18 protein-coding genes are annotated in these 19,956 nt (G+C 58.5%); 8 read left to right on the forward strand and 10 right to left on the reverse strand.

The genetic code is table 11. The features are described 5' to 3' along the window. Positions 1 to 204: 204 nt before the first annotated feature. Complete coding sequence (locus tag QN377_RS16685; RefSeq protein WP_095019408.1) at positions 205 to 501, reverse strand: hypothetical protein; 297 nt, start codon at positions 499 to 501, stop codon at positions 205 to 207. Positions 502 to 880: 379 nt separating this feature from the next. Between QN377_RS16685 and QN377_RS16690 the strand changes: the two genes are divergently transcribed. Continuing rightward, on the forward strand, positions 881 to 1,636 hold the full coding sequence (locus QN377_RS16690; protein ID WP_095019407.1) for a hypothetical protein: 756 nt from the start codon (positions 881 to 883) through the stop codon (positions 1,634 to 1,636). An 82-nt stretch (positions 1,637 to 1,718) separates the two neighbouring features. On the opposite strand, the gene QN377_RS16695 is transcribed toward QN377_RS16690, so the two are convergent. From QN377_RS16695 to QN377_RS16710, 4 genes are all read right to left on the reverse strand, one after another. Then, positions 1,719 to 3,041 (reverse strand): MFS transporter, encoded by a 1,323-nt coding sequence (locus tag QN377_RS16695; RefSeq protein WP_095019406.1) that lies wholly within the window; start codon positions 3,039 to 3,041, stop codon positions 1,719 to 1,721. A 259-nt stretch (positions 3,042 to 3,300) separates the two neighbouring features. Further along, positions 3,301 to 4,122: an ATPase gene (locus QN377_RS16700; protein ID WP_095019405.1), complete on the reverse strand. Its 822-nt coding sequence runs from the start codon at positions 4,120 to 4,122 to the stop codon at positions 3,301 to 3,303. A 29-nt stretch (positions 4,123 to 4,151) separates the two neighbouring features. Next, complete coding sequence (locus QN377_RS16705; protein ID WP_095003037.1) at positions 4,152 to 5,150, reverse strand: NAD-dependent epimerase/dehydratase family protein; 999 nt, start codon at positions 5,148 to 5,150, stop codon at positions 4,152 to 4,154. Positions 5,151 to 5,202: 52 nt separating this feature from the next. Further along, entirely contained in the window at positions 5,203 to 6,096 is an 894-nt protein-coding gene (locus QN377_RS16710; RefSeq protein WP_095019404.1) for a LysR family transcriptional regulator ArgP, read from the reverse strand. A gap of 103 nt (positions 6,097 to 6,199) precedes the next feature. Between QN377_RS16710 and QN377_RS16715 the strand changes: the two genes are divergently transcribed. The 7 genes from QN377_RS16715 (at position 6,200) to QN377_RS16745 (ending at position 15,876) form a co-directional block, all read left to right on the forward strand. Next, the gene (locus tag QN377_RS16715) at positions 6,200 to 6,802 is read left to right on the forward strand and encodes a LysE/ArgO family amino acid transporter (protein WP_095019403.1); all 603 of its coding nucleotides are present in this window, start codon (positions 6,200 to 6,202) and stop codon (positions 6,800 to 6,802) included. A 205-nt stretch (positions 6,803 to 7,007) separates the two neighbouring features. After that, on the forward strand, positions 7,008 to 7,604 hold the full coding sequence (locus QN377_RS16720; protein ID WP_095003034.1) for a superoxide dismutase: 597 nt from the start codon (positions 7,008 to 7,010) through the stop codon (positions 7,602 to 7,604). A 219-nt stretch (positions 7,605 to 7,823) separates the two neighbouring features. Beyond that, positions 7,824 to 9,899: a putative bifunctional diguanylate cyclase/phosphodiesterase gene (locus QN377_RS16725; protein ID WP_370688618.1), complete on the forward strand. Its 2,076-nt coding sequence runs from the start codon at positions 7,824 to 7,826 to the stop codon at positions 9,897 to 9,899. A gap of 161 nt (positions 9,900 to 10,060) precedes the next feature. After that, positions 10,061 to 11,407, forward strand: coding sequence for an imelysin family protein (locus tag QN377_RS16730; protein ID WP_095019402.1), 1,347 nt, complete (start codon positions 10,061 to 10,063; stop codon positions 11,405 to 11,407). Positions 11,408 to 12,257: 850 nt separating this feature from the next. Beyond that, the gene (locus QN377_RS16735) at positions 12,258 to 13,673 is read left to right on the forward strand and encodes a di-heme oxidoredictase family protein (RefSeq protein WP_095019401.1); all 1,416 of its coding nucleotides are present in this window, start codon (positions 12,258 to 12,260) and stop codon (positions 13,671 to 13,673) included. A 26-nt stretch (positions 13,674 to 13,699) separates the two neighbouring features. Next, positions 13,700 to 14,764: an imelysin family protein gene (locus tag QN377_RS16740; protein ID WP_095019400.1), complete on the forward strand. Its 1,065-nt coding sequence runs from the start codon at positions 13,700 to 13,702 to the stop codon at positions 14,762 to 14,764. A gap of 14 nt (positions 14,765 to 14,778) precedes the next feature. After that, a complete protein-coding gene (locus tag QN377_RS16745; RefSeq protein ID WP_095019399.1) occupies positions 14,779 to 15,876 on the forward strand; it encodes a DUF1513 domain-containing protein in 1,098 nt (365 codons plus the stop codon). Between the two features lie 106 nt (positions 15,877 to 15,982). Here QN377_RS16745 and QN377_RS16750 read toward each other — a convergent pair whose 3' ends face one another. The 5 genes from QN377_RS16750 to colR all read right to left on the reverse strand — a co-directional run bounded on the left by QN377_RS16750 (position 15,983) and on the right by colR (position 19,754). Next, positions 15,983 to 16,204: a hypothetical protein gene (locus tag QN377_RS16750; protein WP_095003361.1), complete on the reverse strand. Its 222-nt coding sequence runs from the start codon at positions 16,202 to 16,204 to the stop codon at positions 15,983 to 15,985. After that, positions 16,204 to 16,920 (reverse strand): lipopolysaccharide kinase InaA family protein, encoded by a 717-nt coding sequence (locus tag QN377_RS16755; protein WP_095019398.1) that lies wholly within the window; start codon positions 16,918 to 16,920, stop codon positions 16,204 to 16,206. The genes QN377_RS16750 and QN377_RS16755 overlap by 1 nt, the downstream gene beginning before the upstream one ends. A gap of 3 nt (positions 16,921 to 16,923) precedes the next feature. After that, positions 16,924 to 17,604 (reverse strand): class I SAM-dependent methyltransferase, encoded by a 681-nt coding sequence (locus tag QN377_RS16760; protein WP_095003359.1) that lies wholly within the window; start codon positions 17,602 to 17,604, stop codon positions 16,924 to 16,926. A gap of 196 nt (positions 17,605 to 17,800) precedes the next feature. Then, positions 17,801 to 19,081, reverse strand: coding sequence for a sensor histidine kinase (locus QN377_RS16765; protein ID WP_095003358.1), 1,281 nt, complete (start codon positions 19,079 to 19,081; stop codon positions 17,801 to 17,803). Then, positions 19,071 to 19,754 carry a two-component system response regulator ColR gene (gene colR / locus QN377_RS16770; protein WP_016779797.1) on the reverse strand — a complete coding sequence of 228 codons (684 nt, stop codon included), beginning with the start codon at positions 19,752 to 19,754 and terminating at the stop codon, positions 19,071 to 19,073. Before colR ends, QN377_RS16765 begins: the two co-directional genes overlap by 11 nt. Positions 19,755 to 19,956 lie beyond the last annotated feature (202 nt).

Below are 19,956 nucleotides of genomic sequence, written 5' to 3' on the forward strand. Positions count from 1 at the left end.
TGTTTTTTTTTTTTTCCCTCCTCCATTTCACAACACTGGCGCGGTCGCGCGCCCCGGGCGCGGTTGGCGGCCGCCCCCCCCCCCCCCCGCTCCCACAATAGGGCTTGACCTGCAACAGAGTATCTACGGGTTGGATCTCCACTGTCTTACCCCCAAAAACGACTAAGCCCGGCCAAGGCCGGGCTGGAGTGCCTGGTTCAGGTGTTAGCTGAAATGGGCGCCGTGAGTGCGATCGTAGCCATCAGCAGCGAAGGTGTCCGATTTGGTACGGCTGAAACCGTCTTCTGCAAAGATGGCCGAGCCGGTTTTGTCGTAGCCGTCCTCTGCAAACGTAGCCGAACCTGTGCGGTCATAACCGTCAGCAGCAACTGCAGCAGAACCTGTACGGCTGTAGCCATCTTCAGCAAAGCTCGACGAATGGGTTTTATCGAAACCATCGGCGGCAAAAGCGTTGAAGGCCAGGGCAGAAAAAGCAGCAGCGAGGATAAGTTTGGTTTTCATGATAAAGCTCCTTGTTTCGTGTTTGGGGTGTTCAGTGGGTATGGGTTTAAGACTACGCCGATTAATTCGATTAAAAAGCGCAAAAAAAAGCGCTAAAGAATCGATTAATTCGATGTGTACGCCGACGCAAAGCCAGGCTTCTGACGCTGTCCGGCTCCCTGTGGGGCGGCACACATGTTCTGCCGGCCATAGAGGTGTTGCTGAGATTGATAGTGGGCTAACAGAATTAACTGACTATTAATTCAAATAAATCGCACTCACAGACAGGCTTTCATCAGTCCATTACCCATTTTTTGCTGCGCGAGCACCAGTCTTCAGCCGGCAAAAAAGCCGATATCAAAACGGCTTTGCACCCCTCGAAAACTGGAGCTTTGACCGAATGAACAAACTTCCTCAGATCACCCTGGCGTTTTGGGTGATGAAAATTTGCGCCACAACCTTGGGCGAAACCGCCGGCGACTTGCTGTCGATGACTCTCAATGTGGGCTATGCCATCAGCTCGATGATCCTGATCAGCGTGTTCGTGCTGACCTTATTGACTCAGCTGTTCTCCAAAACCTACAACCCCGTGCTGTATTGGCTGGTTATTCTGTCCACCAGCACGGCCGGCACCACCCTGTCGGACTTTATGGATCGCACGCTGGGCCTGGGCTATGCCACTGGCTCGCTGATTCTGGTGTCGATGCTGATCGCGATATTCGCGTTATGGAAATGGAGCGGCGAGTCACTCAATGTCAGCCAGGTGCAGAGCCGGCGTGGCGAGATGTTCTACTGGATGGCGATTCTGTTCTCCAACACCCTGGGAACCGCCTTGGGTGACTACCTGGCGGATGATTCGGGGCTGGGCTTTGCTGGCGGCGCACTGTTTATCGGGGCGACCATCGGGGTCGTGGTACTGGCACGTTACTTCAGCAAAATTTCGTCGGTGCTGCTGTTCTGGATCGCATTCGTGCTGACACGCCCGTTTGGCGCAACCCTGGGCGACTTTCTGACCAAACCCCTGGACAAGGGTGGGCTGGACTTCGGCACCATCGGCTCTTCGCTGGTATTGGCGGGGATATTGGTGGCCATGATCGCCGGGGCGGCGTATCTGAAAAACAAACAAACCCAGCCTGGGGTGGCTGAGCTGTCCTGACCGTAAACCGGTATGGTGGGAGCGAGCCTGCTCGCGAAGTTTATTCGCGAGCAGGCTCGCTCCCACGAGTGTTACTGCGCGATCAGTCAGTCTCGATGCGCGAGTGCTTGCGGGTGTCTTTCATGGTGGCGTACACCGCCAGCGAGCAGGCAATACAAGCTGTCACGTACCAGTAGTAACCGGTTTCCATACCTGCACTCTTGAACCACAGAGCGATGTATTCAGCTGTACCGCCGAAGATCGACACGGTCAGTGCGTAAGGCAAACCAACACCCAGTGCGCGAATTTCCGTGGGAAACAGTTCCGCTTTCACCACGGCGTTGATCGAGGTGTAGCCACTGACAATAATCAGCGCGGCCATGATCAGGAAGAACGCACCCCACCAGGTGGTAATGGTGTGCAGGGTGGTCAGGATCGGTACGGTAAACAGGGTACCCAGTACACCGAAGGCGATCAGGATCGGACGACGGCCGATCTTGTCGGAAAGCGCGCCCACCAGCGGCTGAATGCACATGAACAGAAACAGCGTGGCGGCCGAGATGGTGGTGGAATCCGAGATGCTCATGCCCACCGTGTTCACCAGGTACTTCTGCATATAGGTGGTGTAGGTGTAGAAAGCCAGCGTGCCGCCCATGGTCAGGCCAACTACGGTCATCAGCTCTTTGGGGTGGCGCAGCAGGGTGCGCATGGCGCTTTCTTTAGGCTTGACCCTGGTTTTTTTGAACGACTCGGTTTCTTCCATGCCTCGACGCAGATACAGCGCGACCACGGCACACAGGGCGCCGATCACGAACGGTACGCGCCAGCCCCAGCTGTACAGTTGCTCTTCGGTGAGGGTCTGTTGCAGCACGATCAGCACGCCCAAAGCGATAAGCTGCCCCGAGATCAGGGTTACATACTGGAAGCTCGAGAAGAAACCGCGACGTTCCTTGGTCGCCATTTCACTCAGGTAAGTGGCCGAGGTACCGTATTCGCCACCCACCGACAGGCCCTGCAGCAAGCGGGCGAAGACCAGCAGGATAGGTGCCCACACGCCGATGGTTTCGTAACCCGGCGACAGGGCAATTACCAGCGAACCGAAGCACATCAACAAGACCGAAGCCATCAGCGCGGCCTTGCGGCCTTTGCGATCCGCGTACAGGCCCATTAGCCAGCCGCCGATCGGGCGCATCAAAAAGCCCACGGCGAAGATCGCGGCGGTGTTGAGCAGTTGTGCGGTGGTGTCGCCCTTGGGGAAGAAGGCCTTGGCGAAGTACAGCGAAAACGCGGCGTAAACGTACCAGTCGTACCACTCGACCATATTGCCGACGGAACCGCTGAAAATCGATTTGATACGGCTGGAGGTGGTCTTTTCTTTAGGCGCCGCAGACACGGCCCCGGCAGGCAGGGTGCTGGAGTTATCCATTGAATGGATCCTTCTTTCATTGTTTTTTTATAGCGCGTCAAAACGCGAGCTTGCTGGGCTATAGCAGAACTTGTGCCAACGCTTGAGACCACGGTTTACATGGCTTGCGGGAGATGGGTAGGCGGGAATCCGCTGATTTTCAGCGTTGCAATAAGCGGAAATCCGCCGACAGGCACATGCAGGTATGACTGACGCCACACATCAGCCCCCTCTCCCTGCGGGAGAGGGCCGGGGTGAGGGGCAAACCCTCAGCACAGGCTCAAGGTCGAGCGCTGATCTGCTTCTGCAGGTTCTGCATCTGGCTTTGCAGGGTGTTGATGTTGCGCGTCATCTGGGCACGGAACACATCGAACTCGGCAGCATTGGCACCTTGAGCTGGTGCGGGGCGGTTCTCAAGTTCGCTTTTGAGCACGATCATATCCTGCTCCAGGCGCTCCACCGCCGCGCCCGGGTTGCCCTGTTTCTTCAAGGCCGCCACATCCGTGGCCTGTTGGGCGACACCTGCCTTGAGCGTGGCCAGTTCAGTACCCAGACTCTTGATATCGGCTTCGAGCCTGGCCTGGCTTTCTTTCTGGGCAGTCACTTGCATCAACATCGCGGCATTGATTTGCTCAAAGCGCTGATCCAGATCCCCCTGCTGCCCCGCCACCAGCCCTTGCTGACGCTTGCTCTGCTCAAGCAGCTGTTCTTCTAGCTGCTTGATCTGCAACTTCAAGGCTTCGCTGCCATTGTTGATTGTCGATTCACTGGCAACCACCTTGCCGGATATGGCCTGCAGGCGCCCGGCTGCCTCTTCGCTGATACGGGCAAAGCTCTCCTGGGTGGCCACCAACTGCTGCTCCATCAGCGAAATCTGCTGGAAGCTCCACCAGCCCAGCCCGCCAACGGCCACCAGCAAGGCGCAGATCATGGCCCACAAAGGCCCGGTACTCGGACCCTTGACCTTGATCACCGGGGTATTGCGCGAATACACCGTAGTGCGCTCACGGGCACCAAAGCTGGACGCCGGTTCGTCATGGTCATCGGTATCGGCGCGAAGGGTCGGCACATTGTCAAAGTCGTCGCGGGCATCGTTACGCATCGTAAACCTTTAAAAATGGCGGCAAGCGGTCAGCGGTAAGGGGATTCCTGAGCTTTCCACCAACCACAGAATTCATCAAGCGCGGACCACAGACTCACCTTGGGATCGTAGTCGAGGTAGTGCCGGGCGCGGCTGATGTCGAGGGTAAAGTCTTTATCCATGATCTGCACCCCCAAACGCGAGAGTGACGGTTCGGGCTGCCCCGGCCATAACTTGCAGGCAGCTTCGTTAAGCGCGCCACGGCTGTAGGCCGTGGCGTAACCACGATAACGGGTCACTTGCGGCACGTTCATCTGGCGCATCACATAATTGACCACATCCCAATACGGTATCGGCGTGCCATTACTGATGTTGTAGGCCCTGCCCAACGCCGCTGCACTGCTCAACAGGCTGCTCATCAGCGCTTCGTTGAGGTTTTGCATACTGGTGAAATCGACCTTGTTCAAACCGTTGCCAACAATGGCCAGACGACCTTTGCGCTGCTGTTTGATCAATCGCGGGAAGAGGCTCATGTCCCCTGCCCCCGTCACAAAACGCGGGCGCAGGGCAATCACTTCAAGGCCAAACTCCTGGGCACCGAACACCTTCTGCTCCGCCAGGTTTTTAGTGGCGGCAAAAGGGTGCCTGAAGCGCTTGGGCAACTGTTCTTCGGTCAGGTCGGTGTGGTTGCGACCATCGAAGTACAACGCTGCCGATGACAAATGCACCAGACGCCGCACCCGCTGTTTCAGACAGGCTTCAACTACGTTTTCAGTCACCAGCACGTTGTCGCGGTGGAAGTCCTGGTAGCGCCCCCAGGCACCCACATGCCCCGCACAATGCACCACCGCATCGACATCCACGCACAAGTCGCGCACCAGCAGGCCATCGGTCAAATCACCCGGGATAAATTCAGCGCCGCGTCGTACCAGGTGTTCGACACCTTCGGCCCGACGCCCGCTGACCCGTACGTCAAAGCCCTGCTCCAGGGCAAAACGCGCAAAGCGTCCGCCAATGAAGCCGCTTGCGCCGGTGACCAGAATCTTCATCAATCACTCCAAATGCTGTAATTCGTGCTGCTTGCTCTTTAAACGCCGGTTATCAGGCCAAAGGCACTAACCAACGGGCTGCCGAACGAGATAAATGTTCGGTCAGTTGCCCCAGCAGTTGTCCGCCATTGCGCCAATGATGCCAGTACAATGGCACGTCGATGGGTTTATCTGGCAAAAGCTCCACCAGGCGGCCATTTTCCAGTTGTTCGCGCACTTGCAGCTCAGGCACCAGCCCCCACCCCAGGCCGGCCTCAGCCAAACGGATAAAGCCTTCGGAAGATGGGCATAAATGGTGCTCAAAACCGCCATCCACACCCAGCGAAGCCAGGTAGCGATGTTGCAGAAAATCATCCGGGCCGAACACCAGCGCAGGGGTCTTGGGCAACTGCGCAGCGCTGACGCCATCCGGAAAATGCCGTGCAATAAACTCTGGGCTGGCCAGCGCCCGGTAACGCATGGCGCCCAGCAGCACACTGCGGGCCCCGGCGACCGGCCGTTCACTGGCACACAGGCAGGCAGCCACTTCACCGGCGCGCATGCGCTTGAGGCCAACGGTCTGATCCTCAACCACAAGGTCTAGCAACAGGTGCTGCTCGGCGCAAAAATCCCCCACGGCCGGCGCCCACCAGGTGGCCAGGCTGTCGGCATTCAAGGCGATGCGCAGGCGCTCGGGCAAACCTTCATCGTCCAGCGCCGGCACCGCACTTTGCAAGTCACGCTCCAGCAAACGCACTTGCTGTACATGGTTGAGCAGGCGCCGGCCGATTTCGGTCGGGCTTGGCGGCGTCGCGCGTACCAGCACCGGCTGGCCGATACGGGCTTCAAGCAATTTGATGCGCTGGGAGATGGCCGATTGGGACAGCCCAAGCACCTGCGCCGCCCGTTCAAAACCGGCCTGTTCCACAACGGCGGCCAGGGCCGAGAGCAACTTATAGTCGAACATCAGTTTTCCTAATGAGCGATCAGCAATATTGGTTTTTCTTATACATCCAAGGGCAGGAGAATAGCCAGCAGCAACCCCGCCTGCAGTACAACGAGTAATCCTTATGTGGCAAAGCTACCTTAATGGCCTGTTGGTCGCGTTCGGCCTGATTATGGCCATCGGCACCCAGAATGCCTTTGTGCTGGCGCAAAGCCTGCGCCGTGAACACCACCTGCCCGTGGCGGCATTTTGCGTAGTGTGCGATGCCCTGCTGGTGGCGGCCGGGGTGTTTGGCCTGGCGACCCTTCTGGCGCAAAACCCGCTATTACTCAGTGTTGCGCGCTGGGGCGGGGCGGTGTTCTTACTCTGGTACGGCACCCAGGCACTGCGCCGGGCGTTTTCCACATCGAGCCTTGAGCATTCTGCCAGCCAGACTGCTCGCTCGCTCAAGGCAGTGATGCTCAGCGCACTGGCCGTCACCCTGCTCAACCCCCACGTTTACCTTGATACAGTGTTGCTGATCGGTTCCCTTGGCGCCCAGCAAAGCGTGCCCGGCGCTTATGTGGTGGGCGCGGCCAGTGCTTCGCTGATGTGGTTTTTCACCCTGGCGCTGGGTGCGGCCTGGCTTGCACCGTGGCTGGCACAGCCAAACACCTGGCGGATCCTGGACTTGCTGGTAGCGGTGATGATGTATGCAGTGGCGCTGCAGTTAATTGTTTCGGGCTGAGCATAACCCTGTTCCCACAGGCAAAAAAAAATAGTCCCACATGTGCTGAAACGTCTATCCCACACAGTTGTCGCGTGGTTATGCCGTCACCCCGGTGCTATGATCCTGACCCTGCGCCGCAAAGAGTAAAAACTCATCGGCGCGTGTTTGGCCGCCCGTGATCGGCCTTGCGCTCATCGCAACTGACCTGATTAGGAGAATCATCATGGCTTTCGAATTGCCGCCGCTGCCGTACGCACACGATGCCCTGCAGCCGCACATCTCCAAAGAAACCCTGGAGTTTCACCACGACAAGCACCACAACACCTACGTCGTGAACCTGAACAACCTGGTGCCAGGCACCGAGTTCGAAGGCAAAACCCTGGAAGAGATCGTCAAAACCTCTTCGGGCGGTATCTTCAACAACGCCGCTCAGGTCTGGAACCACACCTTCTACTGGAACTGCCTGGCGCCAAACGCCGGCGGCCAACCGACTGGCGCGCTGGCTGATGCCATCAACGCTGCCTTCGGTTCGTTCGACAAGTTCAAAGAAGAATTCAGCAAGACTTCCATCGGCACCTTCGGCTCCGGCTGGGGCTGGCTGGTGAAGAAAGCTGACGGTTCCCTGGCCCTGGCCAGCACCATCGGCGCCGGCAACCCGCTGACCAGCGGCGACACCCCGCTGCTGACCTGCGACGTTTGGGAACACGCCTACTACATCGACTACCGCAACGTGCGTCCGAAGTATGTAGAAGCGTTCTGGAACCTCGTTAACTGGAAGTTCGTTGCTGAGCAGTTCGAAGGCAAACCCTTCACTGCCTAAGTCTCGCTCCAGATAAAAAAACCCGGCATTGCCGGGTTTTTTTTGGCTTGCTAAAAAGCCCATCCAATCCGGGCCAGCTAGTATGAAAGCGGCGGGAATTTTTCAGGCTGCGCCTCAAGTTCAAGGTGAAGATACCGACACAGTAGCCGTTACAAGCGCTGCACATTGGTCACTTGCACTCTGGCAAAAAATCGTTCACATACAAGGCCACAGGCATTAATGGCAGGAACAGGGAATAGCGCTTTGAAGCGGCAATTCAAAAACAGCTTGTCACTCAAGTTGCTCCGCATCGTGCTGCTTTCAGCAGTGGTCGTTGGAGGCGTGCTGAGCTGCGCACAGATCGTGTTCGACGCCTACAAAGTCCGACAAGCCGTTACGGCAGATGCCGAACGAATCCTCGACATGTTTCGCGACCCCTCAACCCAGGCGCTTTACAGCCTGGATCGCGATATGGCCATGCAGGTTATCGAAGGTCTGTTCCAGGATCCGGCGGTGCGCAAGGCTGCCATCGGCCATCCCAATGAAGCGCCGCTGGCCGAAAAAAACCGCGAGTTGCAAAGCTCATCGAGCCGCTGGGTGACCGACCTGATACTGGGTCAGGAGCACAGGTTCCGCATTCCGCTGGTTGGCCAAGGCCCATACAGCGAGTACTACGGCGACCTGAGCATCACCCTCGACACCGCAACTTACGGTCAGGGCCTGTTGACCGATTCGGCGGTGATGCTGTTTTCCGGCCTGTTGCGCGCTCTGCTCATGGGGCTGGTGTTGTATCTGGTCTATCACTGGCTGCTGACCAAGCCGCTGTCAAAAATCATCGGGCACCTGACCAGCATCAATCCCGATCGCCCCAGCGAACATGTGATCCCTCTGCTCAAGGGCCACGAGCACAACGAGCTAGGGGTGTGGGTCAATACATCCAACCAGTTGCTGGCCTCGATCGAGCGCAACAACCGTTTGCGTCACGAAGCCGAAAGCTCGTTGCTGCGCATGGCCCAGTACGACTTTTTGACCGGCCTGCCCAACCGCCAGCAATTGCAGGGGCAACTGGGCAAGATCCTCACCGATGCCGGCCGCCTGCAACGGCGTGTCGCCGTGCTGTGCGTGGGTCTGGACGACTTCAAGGGCATCAACGAACAGTTTGGTTATCAAACCGGCGACCAGTTGCTCCAGGCCCTGGCCGACCGTTTGCGCGCCCACAGCGGCAGCCTCGGTGCGCTTGGCCGTCTGGGCGGCGATCAATTTGCCCTGGTGCAGGCCCATATCGAACAGCCCTATGAGGCTGCCGAACTGGCCCAGAGCATTCTCGACGACCTCGAATCGCCGTTCAGCCTTGACCAGCAAAATATCCGCCTGCGCGCCACCATCGGCATCACCCTGTTCCCTGAAGACGGCGATACCACCGAGCAGTTGCTGCAAAAAGCCGAACAGACCATGACCCTGGCCAAAAGCTATTCGCGCAGCCGTTATCAGTTTTATATCGCCAGCGTCGACCGCGAGATGCGACGCATGCGCGAACTGGAAAAAGACCTGCGCGAAGCCCTGCTGTGCAACCAGCTTTACCTGGTCTATCAACCGCAGATCCGCTACAGCGATCACCGCGTGGTCGGCGTAGAAGCCCTGCTGCGCTGGCAGCATCCGGAGCACGGCATGGTGCCGCCCGACCTGTTTATTCCGCTGGCCGAGAAAAACGGCAGCATCATTGCCATTGGCGAATGGGCGCTGGACCAGGCCTGCGGCCAGCTGCGCGAATGGCACGACCTGGGTTTCAGTGAATTGCGCATGGCCGTCAACCTGTCCACCGTGCAGTTGCACCACATAGACCTGCCCCGGGTGGTCAACAACCTGCTGCAACGCCACCGCCTGGCCCCGCGCAGCCTTGAGCTGGAAGTGACTGAAACCAGCCTGATGAAAGACATCAGCACCGCTGCCCAGCACCTGCTGAGCCTGCGACGCTCCGGTGCATTGATTGCGATTGATGATTTCGGTACCGGTTATTCATCCCTGAGTTACCTCAAAAGCCTGCCGCTGGACAAAATCAAGATTGATAAAAGCTTTGTGCAGGACCTCATCGATGACGGTGACGATGCCACCATCGTGCGCGCCATCATCCAGCTCGGTAAAAGCCTTGGCATGCAGGTCATCGCCGAAGGTGTCGAAACGGTCGAACAGGAAGCCTATGTGATCGCCGAGGGCTGCCATGAAGGCCAGGGCTACCTGTACAGCAAACCCCTTGGGGCACGGGAGCTGGTGGCTTATCTCAAGCAGGCCCGACGTAACAAGGCCGTCATTATGTAAGTCCTTATTTCGAGATTCACGAAAGACCCGGGGCAGAGCTGAAGTAAATAAGAAATATTTCCAACAGTAGCCCTTTACAGAAAATGCATATCTTTCGCATCATGTGGCAGTTTCGCGTGCAGCCGCACGCTTGTCCCACCTCTCGAAGCAGGATTTTCGCCATGATTCGTATGCCTCTGGCTACCGCCAGTCTGCTGGCCATTGCTATCTCACTCGCCGGCTGTGGCGACAAGGACAAGGAAAAAACCGCAGCAACCCCTACGCCAGCAGCCGCCACCAGTACCGCGACGCCTGCCACTGACATCACGGCGGCAAAAGTCGACGAAGCTGCCGCCAAGGCCGTCGTTGCCCATTACGCCGACATGGTTCACGCCGTGTACAGCGATGCCGAAAACACTGCCAAGAAACTGCAAACCGCCATCGATGCATTCCTGGCCAAGCCCAACGACGAGACCCTCAAAGCTGCCCGTGCCGCCTGGGTTGAAGCTCGCGTGCCTTACCTGCAGAGCGAAGTATTCCGCTTCGGTAACACCATCATCGATGACTGGGAAGGCCAGGTGAATGCCTGGCCCCTGGACGAAGGCCTGATCGACTACGTTGACGCCAACTACGCCGGCGCACTGGGCAACCCGGGTGCCAACGCCAACATCATCGCCAACCCCCAGATCCAGATTGGTGAAGACAAGGTCGACGTAACCGAAATCACCCCGGAAACCCTGGCCAGCCTCAACGAGCTGGGTGGCTCCGAAGCCAACGTAGCCACCGGCTACCACGCCATCGAATTCCTGCTGTGGGGCCAGGACCTCAACGGTACGGGCCCGGGTGCAGGCAACCGTCCTGCTTCGGACTACCTGGAAGGCGAAGGCGCCACCGGTGGTCATAACGATCGTCGTCGCGCCTATCTGAAAGCCGTGACCCAACTGCTGGTCAACGACCTCAACGAAATGGTCGGCAACTGGGCACCAAACGTGGCTGACAACTACCGCGCCACGCTGGAAGCCGAGCCGGTACAAAACGGCCTGCGCAAAATGCTGTTCGGCATGGGCAGCCTGTCGCTGGGCGAACTGGCCGGCGAGCGGATGAAAGTGTCCCTGGAAGCCAACTCCCCTGAAGACGAGCAGGACTGCTTCAGCGACAACACCCACAACTCGCACTTCTACGATGCCAAGGGCATTCGCAACGTGTATCTGGGTGAGTACGTGCGTGCTGACGGCACAAAAATGACCGGCCCAAGCCTGTCGTCGCTGGTGGTGGTCATTGACCCGGCTACCGACGCCACGCTCAAATCCGATCTGGCCGACACCGAAGCCAAGATCCAGGTCATGGTTGACCGCGCCAACAAGGGCGAGCACTACGATCAGTTGATCGCAGCTGACAACGCTGCGGGCAACCAGGTTGTGCGTGATGCCATCGCTGCCCTGGTCAAGCAGACCGGAGCCATCGAGCAAGCCGCTGGCAAGCTGGGCATCAGCGACCTGAACCCGGACAACGCCGATCACGATTTCTGATCTGCAACGTTTGAGTGAATGAACAATAAGGCGACCTTCGGGTCGCCTTTTTTGTAGGCCGCTTCGGCGCGAGCAAGAGAACTTCAACATCGAGCCTGCTCGCTACGACAAGGTTTTGCCTTTGCCTTTGCCTTTGCTTTTGCTGTGGCCACTCGATTAGCCAAGCGACGTGAATGCCCCTCACAGAAGGCCGAACGCAGGTGCTGTTATGGGGGTGGCGCGGCAGGACGCCGCGCCAACCGCGATGGGCCATGGATGGCCCGTCGCGGCGTGCCCCCATAACAGTGCCGGAGTGAGGGCGGAACCCGTAGAGAGCCGTGGCACATCGAATGGATATGTACTTGGTGGCTCTAACTTGAACTTTGAGTACATATCCGGCATTCATGTCTAACTGGGATATTGGTTTCGCTCTTACAGCGAGTCACTTTTTCCAGACGCCGAAAAAGTAACCAAAAAGGCTTGCCCCTGGCGTACGGCCTTCGCTGCGCTCAGGTTCCCTCGCTCCGGTCCCGCTCCGTGGGCACGCCGCCACGGGCCATCCATGGCCCATCGCGGCTCTCCCGGCATCCATGCCGGTCGACCCACTGCGCAGAACCTCCACTCGGCCTGCCGATGGGGCCAGCAGATCAAAATCAAAAGCCAGATCAAAAGCTGCCGAGGCGGTCGAGGCGGTCGAGCGGCCGGTTTGGATGAGGGATTTGCGAACAACAGGCGGGCTTGATCGGCAACAGAGTTTCTACAGGGTCATTTGTCTGCCCCAAGTCACAGCAAACGCTAATCCCTCTTATTTCAATTCCCCTTCCCTGCTAAACTTTGCGCCCTCGATTTTGCTCGCTGATCTGGACGTTTGATGCCTTCGTTGCCTCTTCGCCTGTCTCTGCTGCTCATGGCCCTGTGCCTTGGCGGTTGTGATAATGCCCCGCGCTTTACCAAACCCGAGCCCGGCGAAGCCCGCTCAGGCGGGGCTACTACGGTGCGCAAAACCGATCAGAACTCGTTTTCCATGCCCTCGGCCAACTTGTCGCCCACCCGGCGCCTGGATTTCAGCGTCGGCAACAGCTTCTTTCGCAGCCCCTGGGTCATAGCCCCGTCCACCACAACCGCCCGTGATGGCCTGGGCCCGTTGTTCAACACCAACGGCTGCCAGAACTGCCACATCAAGGATGGTCGCGGCCACCCTCCCGCTCCGGGCGCCAAGAACTCGGTGTCGATGCTGGTGCGCCTGTCGATCCCCAACGACCCTGCTTACGCCACGCTGATCGAGCAAGCAGGCATCGTGCCCGAGCCGGTCTATGGTGGCCAGTTGCAGGATATGGCCGTGCCCGGTGTAGCTCCCGAAGGCAAGGTTCGGGTCGATTACGAGCCGGTCACCGTGCGTTTCAAGGACGGCACTGAAGTCGAACTGCGCAAGCCCACCCTGCAGATTACCCAGCTGGGTTATGGCCCGATGCATCCCGACACCCGCATGTCGGCCCGCATTGCACCCCCGATGATCGGCCTGGGGCTGCTCGAGGCCATTCCCAACGAAGCCATTCTGGCCAATGCCGACAAACGTGAGGGTATTGCCGGGCGCCCAAACTGGGTGTGGGATGACGCGCAACAAAAGACAGTGTTGGGTCGTTTTGGCTGGAAAGCCGGGCAACCGAATCTCAATCAACAAAATGTTCACGCTTTTTCTGGTGATATGGGGCTCACGACCTCCCTGAGACCCTTCGATGACTGCACCAAGGCCCAAACTGCCTGCCTCGAGGCGCCCAACGGCAATGGCCCCGATGGCGAACCCGAGGTCAGCGACAACATTCTGCGCCTGGTGGAGTTCTACACTCGTAACCTGGCCGTACCCGCCCGCCGTGATGTCGGCGCACCCCAGGTGCTGGCCGGGAAAAACCTGTTCTACCAGGCCGGCTGCAACTCATGTCATACGCCAACGTTCACCACATCGGCCAACGCCGCCGAGCCCGAGCTGGCCAATCAGGTCATCCACCCCTACAGCGACTTGCTGCTGCACGACATGGGCCCGGGCCTTGCCGATAACCGCAGCGAATTCGCCGCCAGCGGCCAGGACTGGCGTACGCCGCCGTTGTGGGGAATCGGCTTGACCCAGGCGGTAAGTGGCCACACCCAGTTTTTGCACGATGGTCGTGCCCGCAACCTGCTGGAAGCCGTGCTCTGGCATGGCGGCGAGGCCGAACCGGCCAGGCAGCAGGTGTTACGCTTTAATGCCGAGCAACGCGCCGCGTTGCTGGCGTTCCTGAACTCTCTTTAACGCTTTACAAGATCGGGGACCCCGACATGTTTCGACCCAAGCTGTTGTTCACCAGCCTTGCCGCCATCGCCCTGGCGGCCTGCTCGCCACAAGACCCGCAGGCCGTCACCTCGGCAGCCATCGCCAAACAAGTGATCCTGCCTACCTACAGCCGCTGGGTTGAAGCTGACCGCCAGTTGGCCGTCAGCGCACTGGCCTACTGCCAGGGCAAGGAAACCCTGGAAACGGCCCGCGCCGACTTCCTGCATGCGCAAAGAGCCTGGGCCGAGCTGCAACCTTTGCTGATCGGGCCTCTGGCCGAGGGTAATCGTTCGTGGCAGGTACAGTTCTGGCCGGACAAAAAGAACCTGGTCGGCCGTCAGGTCGAACAACTGGTGATCGCTCAGCCGCAGATCGATGCCGTGGCCCTGGCCAAGTCCAGCGTTGTGGTGCAAGGCCTGTCTGCCTACGAATACATTCTGTTCGACAGCAATATCAACCTGGCCGACGATGCGCAAAAAGCCCGTTACTGCCCGCTGCTGACTGCCATCGGCGAACGTCAGAAGCAACTGGCCGAAGAGATTCTGGCCAGCTGGAACAGCACGGACGGCATGCTCGCGCAAATGAGCAAGTTCCCCAACCAGCGCTACGCCGACTCCCACGAAGCCATCGCTGACGTGCTGCGCGTGCAGGTCACCGCACTCGATACCCTGAAGAAAAAACTCGGCACGCCAATGGGCCGCCAGAGCAAAGGCATCCCGCAACCGTTCCAGGCTGATGCATGGCGCAGCGAGTCGTCACTCAAAAGCCTGGCCGCCAGCCTGGCCGCAGCCCAGACCGTTTGGGCCGGTGTCGACAACAAGGGCCTGCGCAGCCTGCTACCCGCTGAACAAAAGCCGTTGGCTGACAAGATCGACGCGGCCTACGCCACCTCGCTCAAGCTGTTCAATGACAACCAGCGCACCCTCAACGAGTTGCTGGCTGACGATGCCGGGCGCGCCCAGCTCAACGCCATCTACGACAGCCTCAACGTGGTTCACCGCCTGCACGAAGGCGAACTGGCCAAGGCCCTGGGCATCCAGCTGGGCTTTAACGCCAACGACGGCGATTGATAAAGGAAGGTTCGATGATGCGCAGGCAAGCACTCAAGCTTGGTGGCTTATTGCTCAGTGCAATCACGCTGGGCGGTTGGTCACTGTTTAAACAGAAAGGCCAAAGCCCGTTGCTGCTGAGTGCCCGCGACGATGCAGACGGCAATCACCTGGCTGTTGGTTATCGTCTGGATGGCACTCAGGTGTTCAGCACCCGGGTCGGCCAGCGCTGCCATGACATCATTAACCATCCGACACTGCCCATTGCCCTGTTCGTGGCGCGGCGCCCCGGTACCGAAAGCTACCTGATCAGCCTGACAGACGGGGAGTTGCTGCAAACCCTGACGTCCCGGCCCAACAGGCATTTTTATGGGCACGCGGTCATCCATAAAGACGGCGAGTGGCTGTACACCACTGAAAACGACACCACTGATCCGGGCCGTGGCTTGCTTGGGGTTTATCGCTTTGAAGGCGAGCGCCTGATCCACAGCGGTGAAATTCCCACCCACGGCGTCGGCCCGCATCAGGTGTCGTGGATGCCTGACGGTGAAACACTGGTGGTGGCCAACGGCGGTATTCGTACCGAAGCCGAAAGCCGGGTCGAAATGAACCTGAACGCGATGGAACCCAGCCTGGTGCTGATGCACCGTGATGGCACCCTGCTCAGCCAGGAAACCCTGAGCCAGCAGATGAACAGTGTGCGCCATTTGGGCATTGCCAGTGACGGCACCATCGTCGCTTGCCAGCAATTTATGGGGGATGCCCATGAGTTGTCGGAACTGTTGGCCATCAAGCGTCCCGGCCAGCCATTTGAACCCTTCCCGGTGGCCGAGCAGCAACTGCGCGCCATGGGCCATTACACCGCCAGTGTCGCGGTTCACAGTGAGTTGCGTCTGGTTGCGCTGACGGCTCCGCGGGGCAATCGGTTCTTTATCTGGGACCTGGACAGTGGCGTGCTGCGCCTGGATGCGCCATTGCCTGACTGTGCGGGGGTGGGTGCAGTGGAGGATGGCTTTGTGGTTACGTCCGGCCAGGGCCGTTGCCGTTTCTACGATTGCCGTCAGAGCGAGCTGATAGCCAAGCCATTGGATTTACCCTCGGGGCTTTGGGACAACCATTTGCATATCATGTAGAGCTGCAGAAACACTTGTAGTCGCTGCCTAAGGAAAGAGGCTGCGTCCGGCTGCGCAGCCGGACGTAGCCTCGCACGGCTCGTCAACTGCTACAGGGACTCGGCTATTACTTCTTCAGCCCCTGGCTCATTCCAAACATAAACAGCAACAGGTCGTGGTCGGGCCGGGTTGCTACCGCAGCTTTGACCACCCGCGGCAACGGACAATGAGCCCCAATTTGGGCCCCGCTCAACACTCGAGTCACAGGCTGTTCCCATGCGGCAAACGCCACGCCAGCAATGACCAGGGCACCCAGCAGAAACAAACTTCGTGCTATTTCTCGCTTCATCACCGTAAACCTTTGATAGCGCTGCCAAACACTGTTTTATAAAAGTAGATCAGTCTGTCCCACTCTGTAGCACTCCACGACGAATGGCGCCGCAGTTGTTTAAGATCGTGGGAAGCGGCTTTTTGGGCCGTCAGGCGTTGCCGACTTTTTTCCAGGTCCAGCAAAGCCACGTCAACCTCGGCTCCCTCGCCCTGCCCCGTCACCCGTACAAAGACATGTTTGGCGTACAGGCAGCCGTGCTGCCAACGGCCCAGGTGCATACGAGCCAAGGTATGGCCTATCGCTTCAAGCACTCGGTCATGTACCGCTTCACCGCAGCGCTCGCGCTCACCGGCGGCGTACCAGTTATCGATTTCAACAAAGCCTTCCAGGCCCACGGTCACCAGCAATGCACGCCATTGCTTGTCTGTTGCTTGTTGCGCTCCGCAGTACACCAGCTCCGGCACACCAACCGACAAAGCGCTCAAGGCCAGCAACGCATCCTGTTCACGCAACACCGTCGGGCGACCCAGCGGGTAACGCCAGCTACGGTAGGTATGCCCCACCTGTCGTTTGGCGTAGAGCAAGCGCCCTTCACCATCATGAATCCGTTGTACACCACTCTCGCCACCACGACGCTGATTGGGCTCTTCAACCCATTCGCCTTGCTGATTCCAGTAAAACTCGAATGGGTCTTCAGTCGCAGAGGGGGATTGCTGTACAAAATCAACGGTCATGAGTTATCTCTTTCGTAATACGTAAACCCGCCACATCGCATAGAGCGGAATAAAGTCCAAATGGTCCTGAACGGTGAAACCAGCCTTTTTGAATTCCGCCTCCACTGTAGCAGCAGGTAACACAAAACGATTTTGGTAACCGTATTGATCTGCCTCTGCAGCGCGTTGACGCTCGAGACGCTTGCGTTTCCAGGCCTTAAAATTGCCATCTACCCACAACGAGATAATCACACTGTCCCGGCTAACGCGATGAAGCTCCCGTAATAGAGCCATCCGGTGGCTTGCATCGCCAATGTGGTGCAACAAGCGCATGCAAAAAACACTGTCAACCGAGTTGTCAGGCAAATCTATTTCAAAAGCTGACATCTGCAAGCGCCGTACCCGTTTCACTACGTCGGCGGGTTGGGCCAAAGATGCCACCTCCAGCATGGACGCCGAGTTATCGGCACCGATGATCTCGCGGCTTGGCATTTGTGCCAGCAACGGCCAGAAACGGCCCGCGCCACAAGGCAAATCGAGAACGACCTGAGGTTCGCCTGCCAGCTGCAAAGCGCGACGCGCCAATTGTTCATCGCGCTTGTGCGACAAACGTCGGGCCAGGCCGTCCTGATGCTTGATCAGGTATTGCGTAGCGTGATGCTGGTCGTACTTTTCAGAAAATTTGAGTTTGATGATCGAGTTCATGCAAGTGCTCCAGAAGCTAATGAGCACTACCTTAATCAGCGGGACGTGTGCATCAGGTCATGGACAGGTGAAAATTCTGTCAGACCATTCATACAAACATTTCAAGGTTTTACAGGTTGAAAGTACTGGCGCAGGGCCACTTACGCCCAGACTTTCGGGGTGTGCGGCCTGCAGAACGCAGGCCGCAGAAAAGACTTCAAACCTCGGCCGGACCAAGCTCGACACGAAAACGGCAGCCATTTGGCTCCATGGTGGTCAGTGTGACCCGCCAGCCCTGGCTATCGCAGATGCGCTGCACCAGTGACAGGCCAAGCCCCAGGCCTTCACCGCGTTTTTCGCTGCCGCGCACAAAGGGCTGAAACATCGCCTGGCGCTTTTCTTCAGGGATGCCCACGCCGCTGTCTTCCACCACAAAACCGCTGGGTTCCAGGGTCAGCCGGATAAACCCGCTGTCGGTGTAGTGCAAGGCATTGCGCAACAAGTTGCCCATGACGGCATGCAGGAAAGTGGCGTTATAACGGGTATCCAGCGGATTGCCGGGGTCGTAGATCAGCTCAAGACCCTTAGCTTCAATCGGCTCGCGCCACAGGCTGATCAGGCCTTCGGCCACGGTAGTCAAGGTCACCGTAGGCGACATGTTGGCATCCTCATGCTGGGCACGGGCCAGCATGAGGAAGGTTTGCACCAGTTCGCGCATTTCCTCACAGGCACGGGAAATACGCTCGACCTGTGAACGACTGCGCTGATCCAGCGACGGGCTTTCCAGCAACAGCTCGCAGGAACTGGCCAGCACCATCAGCGGAGTACGCAGCTCGTGACTGACATCACTGGTGAACAAACGCTCGCGGGTCAGGGTGTCGCGCAACCGACCCAGCGTGGCATCGAACGCCACTGCCAGCTCGCCCACTTCATCGGCCGCATAATCCGGGGCCAACGGCGGCGCCAGCCCCAGTAACTGATCGCGATGGCGAACCTGACGTGCCAGACGGATAACCGGAGCCATCACCCGCCGCGCCAGGGTCCAACCCAGGAACACCGCCAGCGCCAGCGCCAGGACAAAACCGACGGCGACCACAGCAAACAACACGCGCTCGCGCTCTTCAAAATCGCTCTGGTCTTGCAGCAGGACATAACGCCGGCCATCGACCACTTCTACCATCGCGTGATACGACAACTGGTCACGGAACACTTCATGAAAGCCCGGATCCAGATGACGCAGGTCCTTGGGCAGGGCAAAGTCGCCACGCCCGCCACTGAAATAAAACAGCTGGCTCGGCTTGGGGCGATGGTTCCACTCCGCGCCGTTGTCCATCAGCAACAGGCGCTGCAAATCCCCGCCCAGCCCTGCCGATATGAGTTTTTCTTCGACCAGGTGCACGGTGGCAATAATGCCCACAGCGAATGTCCCTGCCACCAGCGCGCTCATCAATGCAAAAGCGATGATGATCCGCTGGGAAAGACTTTGCCTAAACTCCATCACGAACCTCGGCGAGGCGATAGCCCACGCCATGTACGGTGTGCAACAGAGGCTTGTCGAACGGCTTGTCGATGACCTGACGCAATTGGTGGACGTGGCTGCGCAGGCTGTCGCTGTCCGGGCAATCATCGCCCCACAAGGCTTCTTCCAGCACTTCGCGGCGCAATACATGGGGGCTTTTCTGCATGAGTACCGCCAGCAATTTCAAGCCCACCGGATTGAGCTTGAGCAGACGGCCTTCGCGTGTCACTTCCAGGGTATCGAGGTCGTAACGCAACTCGCCGACCTGCAACTCTCGTCGCCCGCCGCCCTGGGCACGACGCAAAACCGCCTCGATGCGGGCAGCCAGCTCGGACAGGGCAAAGGGTTTTAGCAAATAGTCATCGGCACCTGACTTGAAGCCTTGCAGGCGGTCATCCAACTGGTCGCGGGCAGTCAGCATAATCACCGGGGTATCGCGCCGGGCATCTTCACGCAGGCGTTTGCACAGGGTGTAGCCGTCGATGCCGGGCAACATGATATCGAGCACAATCAGGTCGTAATGCTCGGTGGCCGCCAGGTGCAGGCCCGACAAACCATCTTGCGCACAGTCAACGGTATAGCCCTTGAGACCCAGGTAGTCGGCAAGGTTGGCGAGGATATCGCGGTTGTCTTCAACCAATAGAATTCGCATGGGCACTCTCTCCGTTCACAGTTACGGCCGTCTTGGCCCGCGCAGCTTAAGGCCAAGAACCCCGCAGGGCCAGCACCACAGGGCGCTCAGACAATTTAGTTACGACTCTCACATAAATGACATTTTTTTTACTGTCGGTTCACAAACTCAATACAGTGGCGCCGGCACACTTTCGCACCCCCGCGTTTAAGGAAAAACAACT

This window comes from Pseudomonas sp. CCC4.1 (assembly GCF_035019225.1).
Classification (GTDB): domain Bacteria; phylum Pseudomonadota; class Gammaproteobacteria; order Pseudomonadales; family Pseudomonadaceae; genus Aquipseudomonas; species Aquipseudomonas bubulae.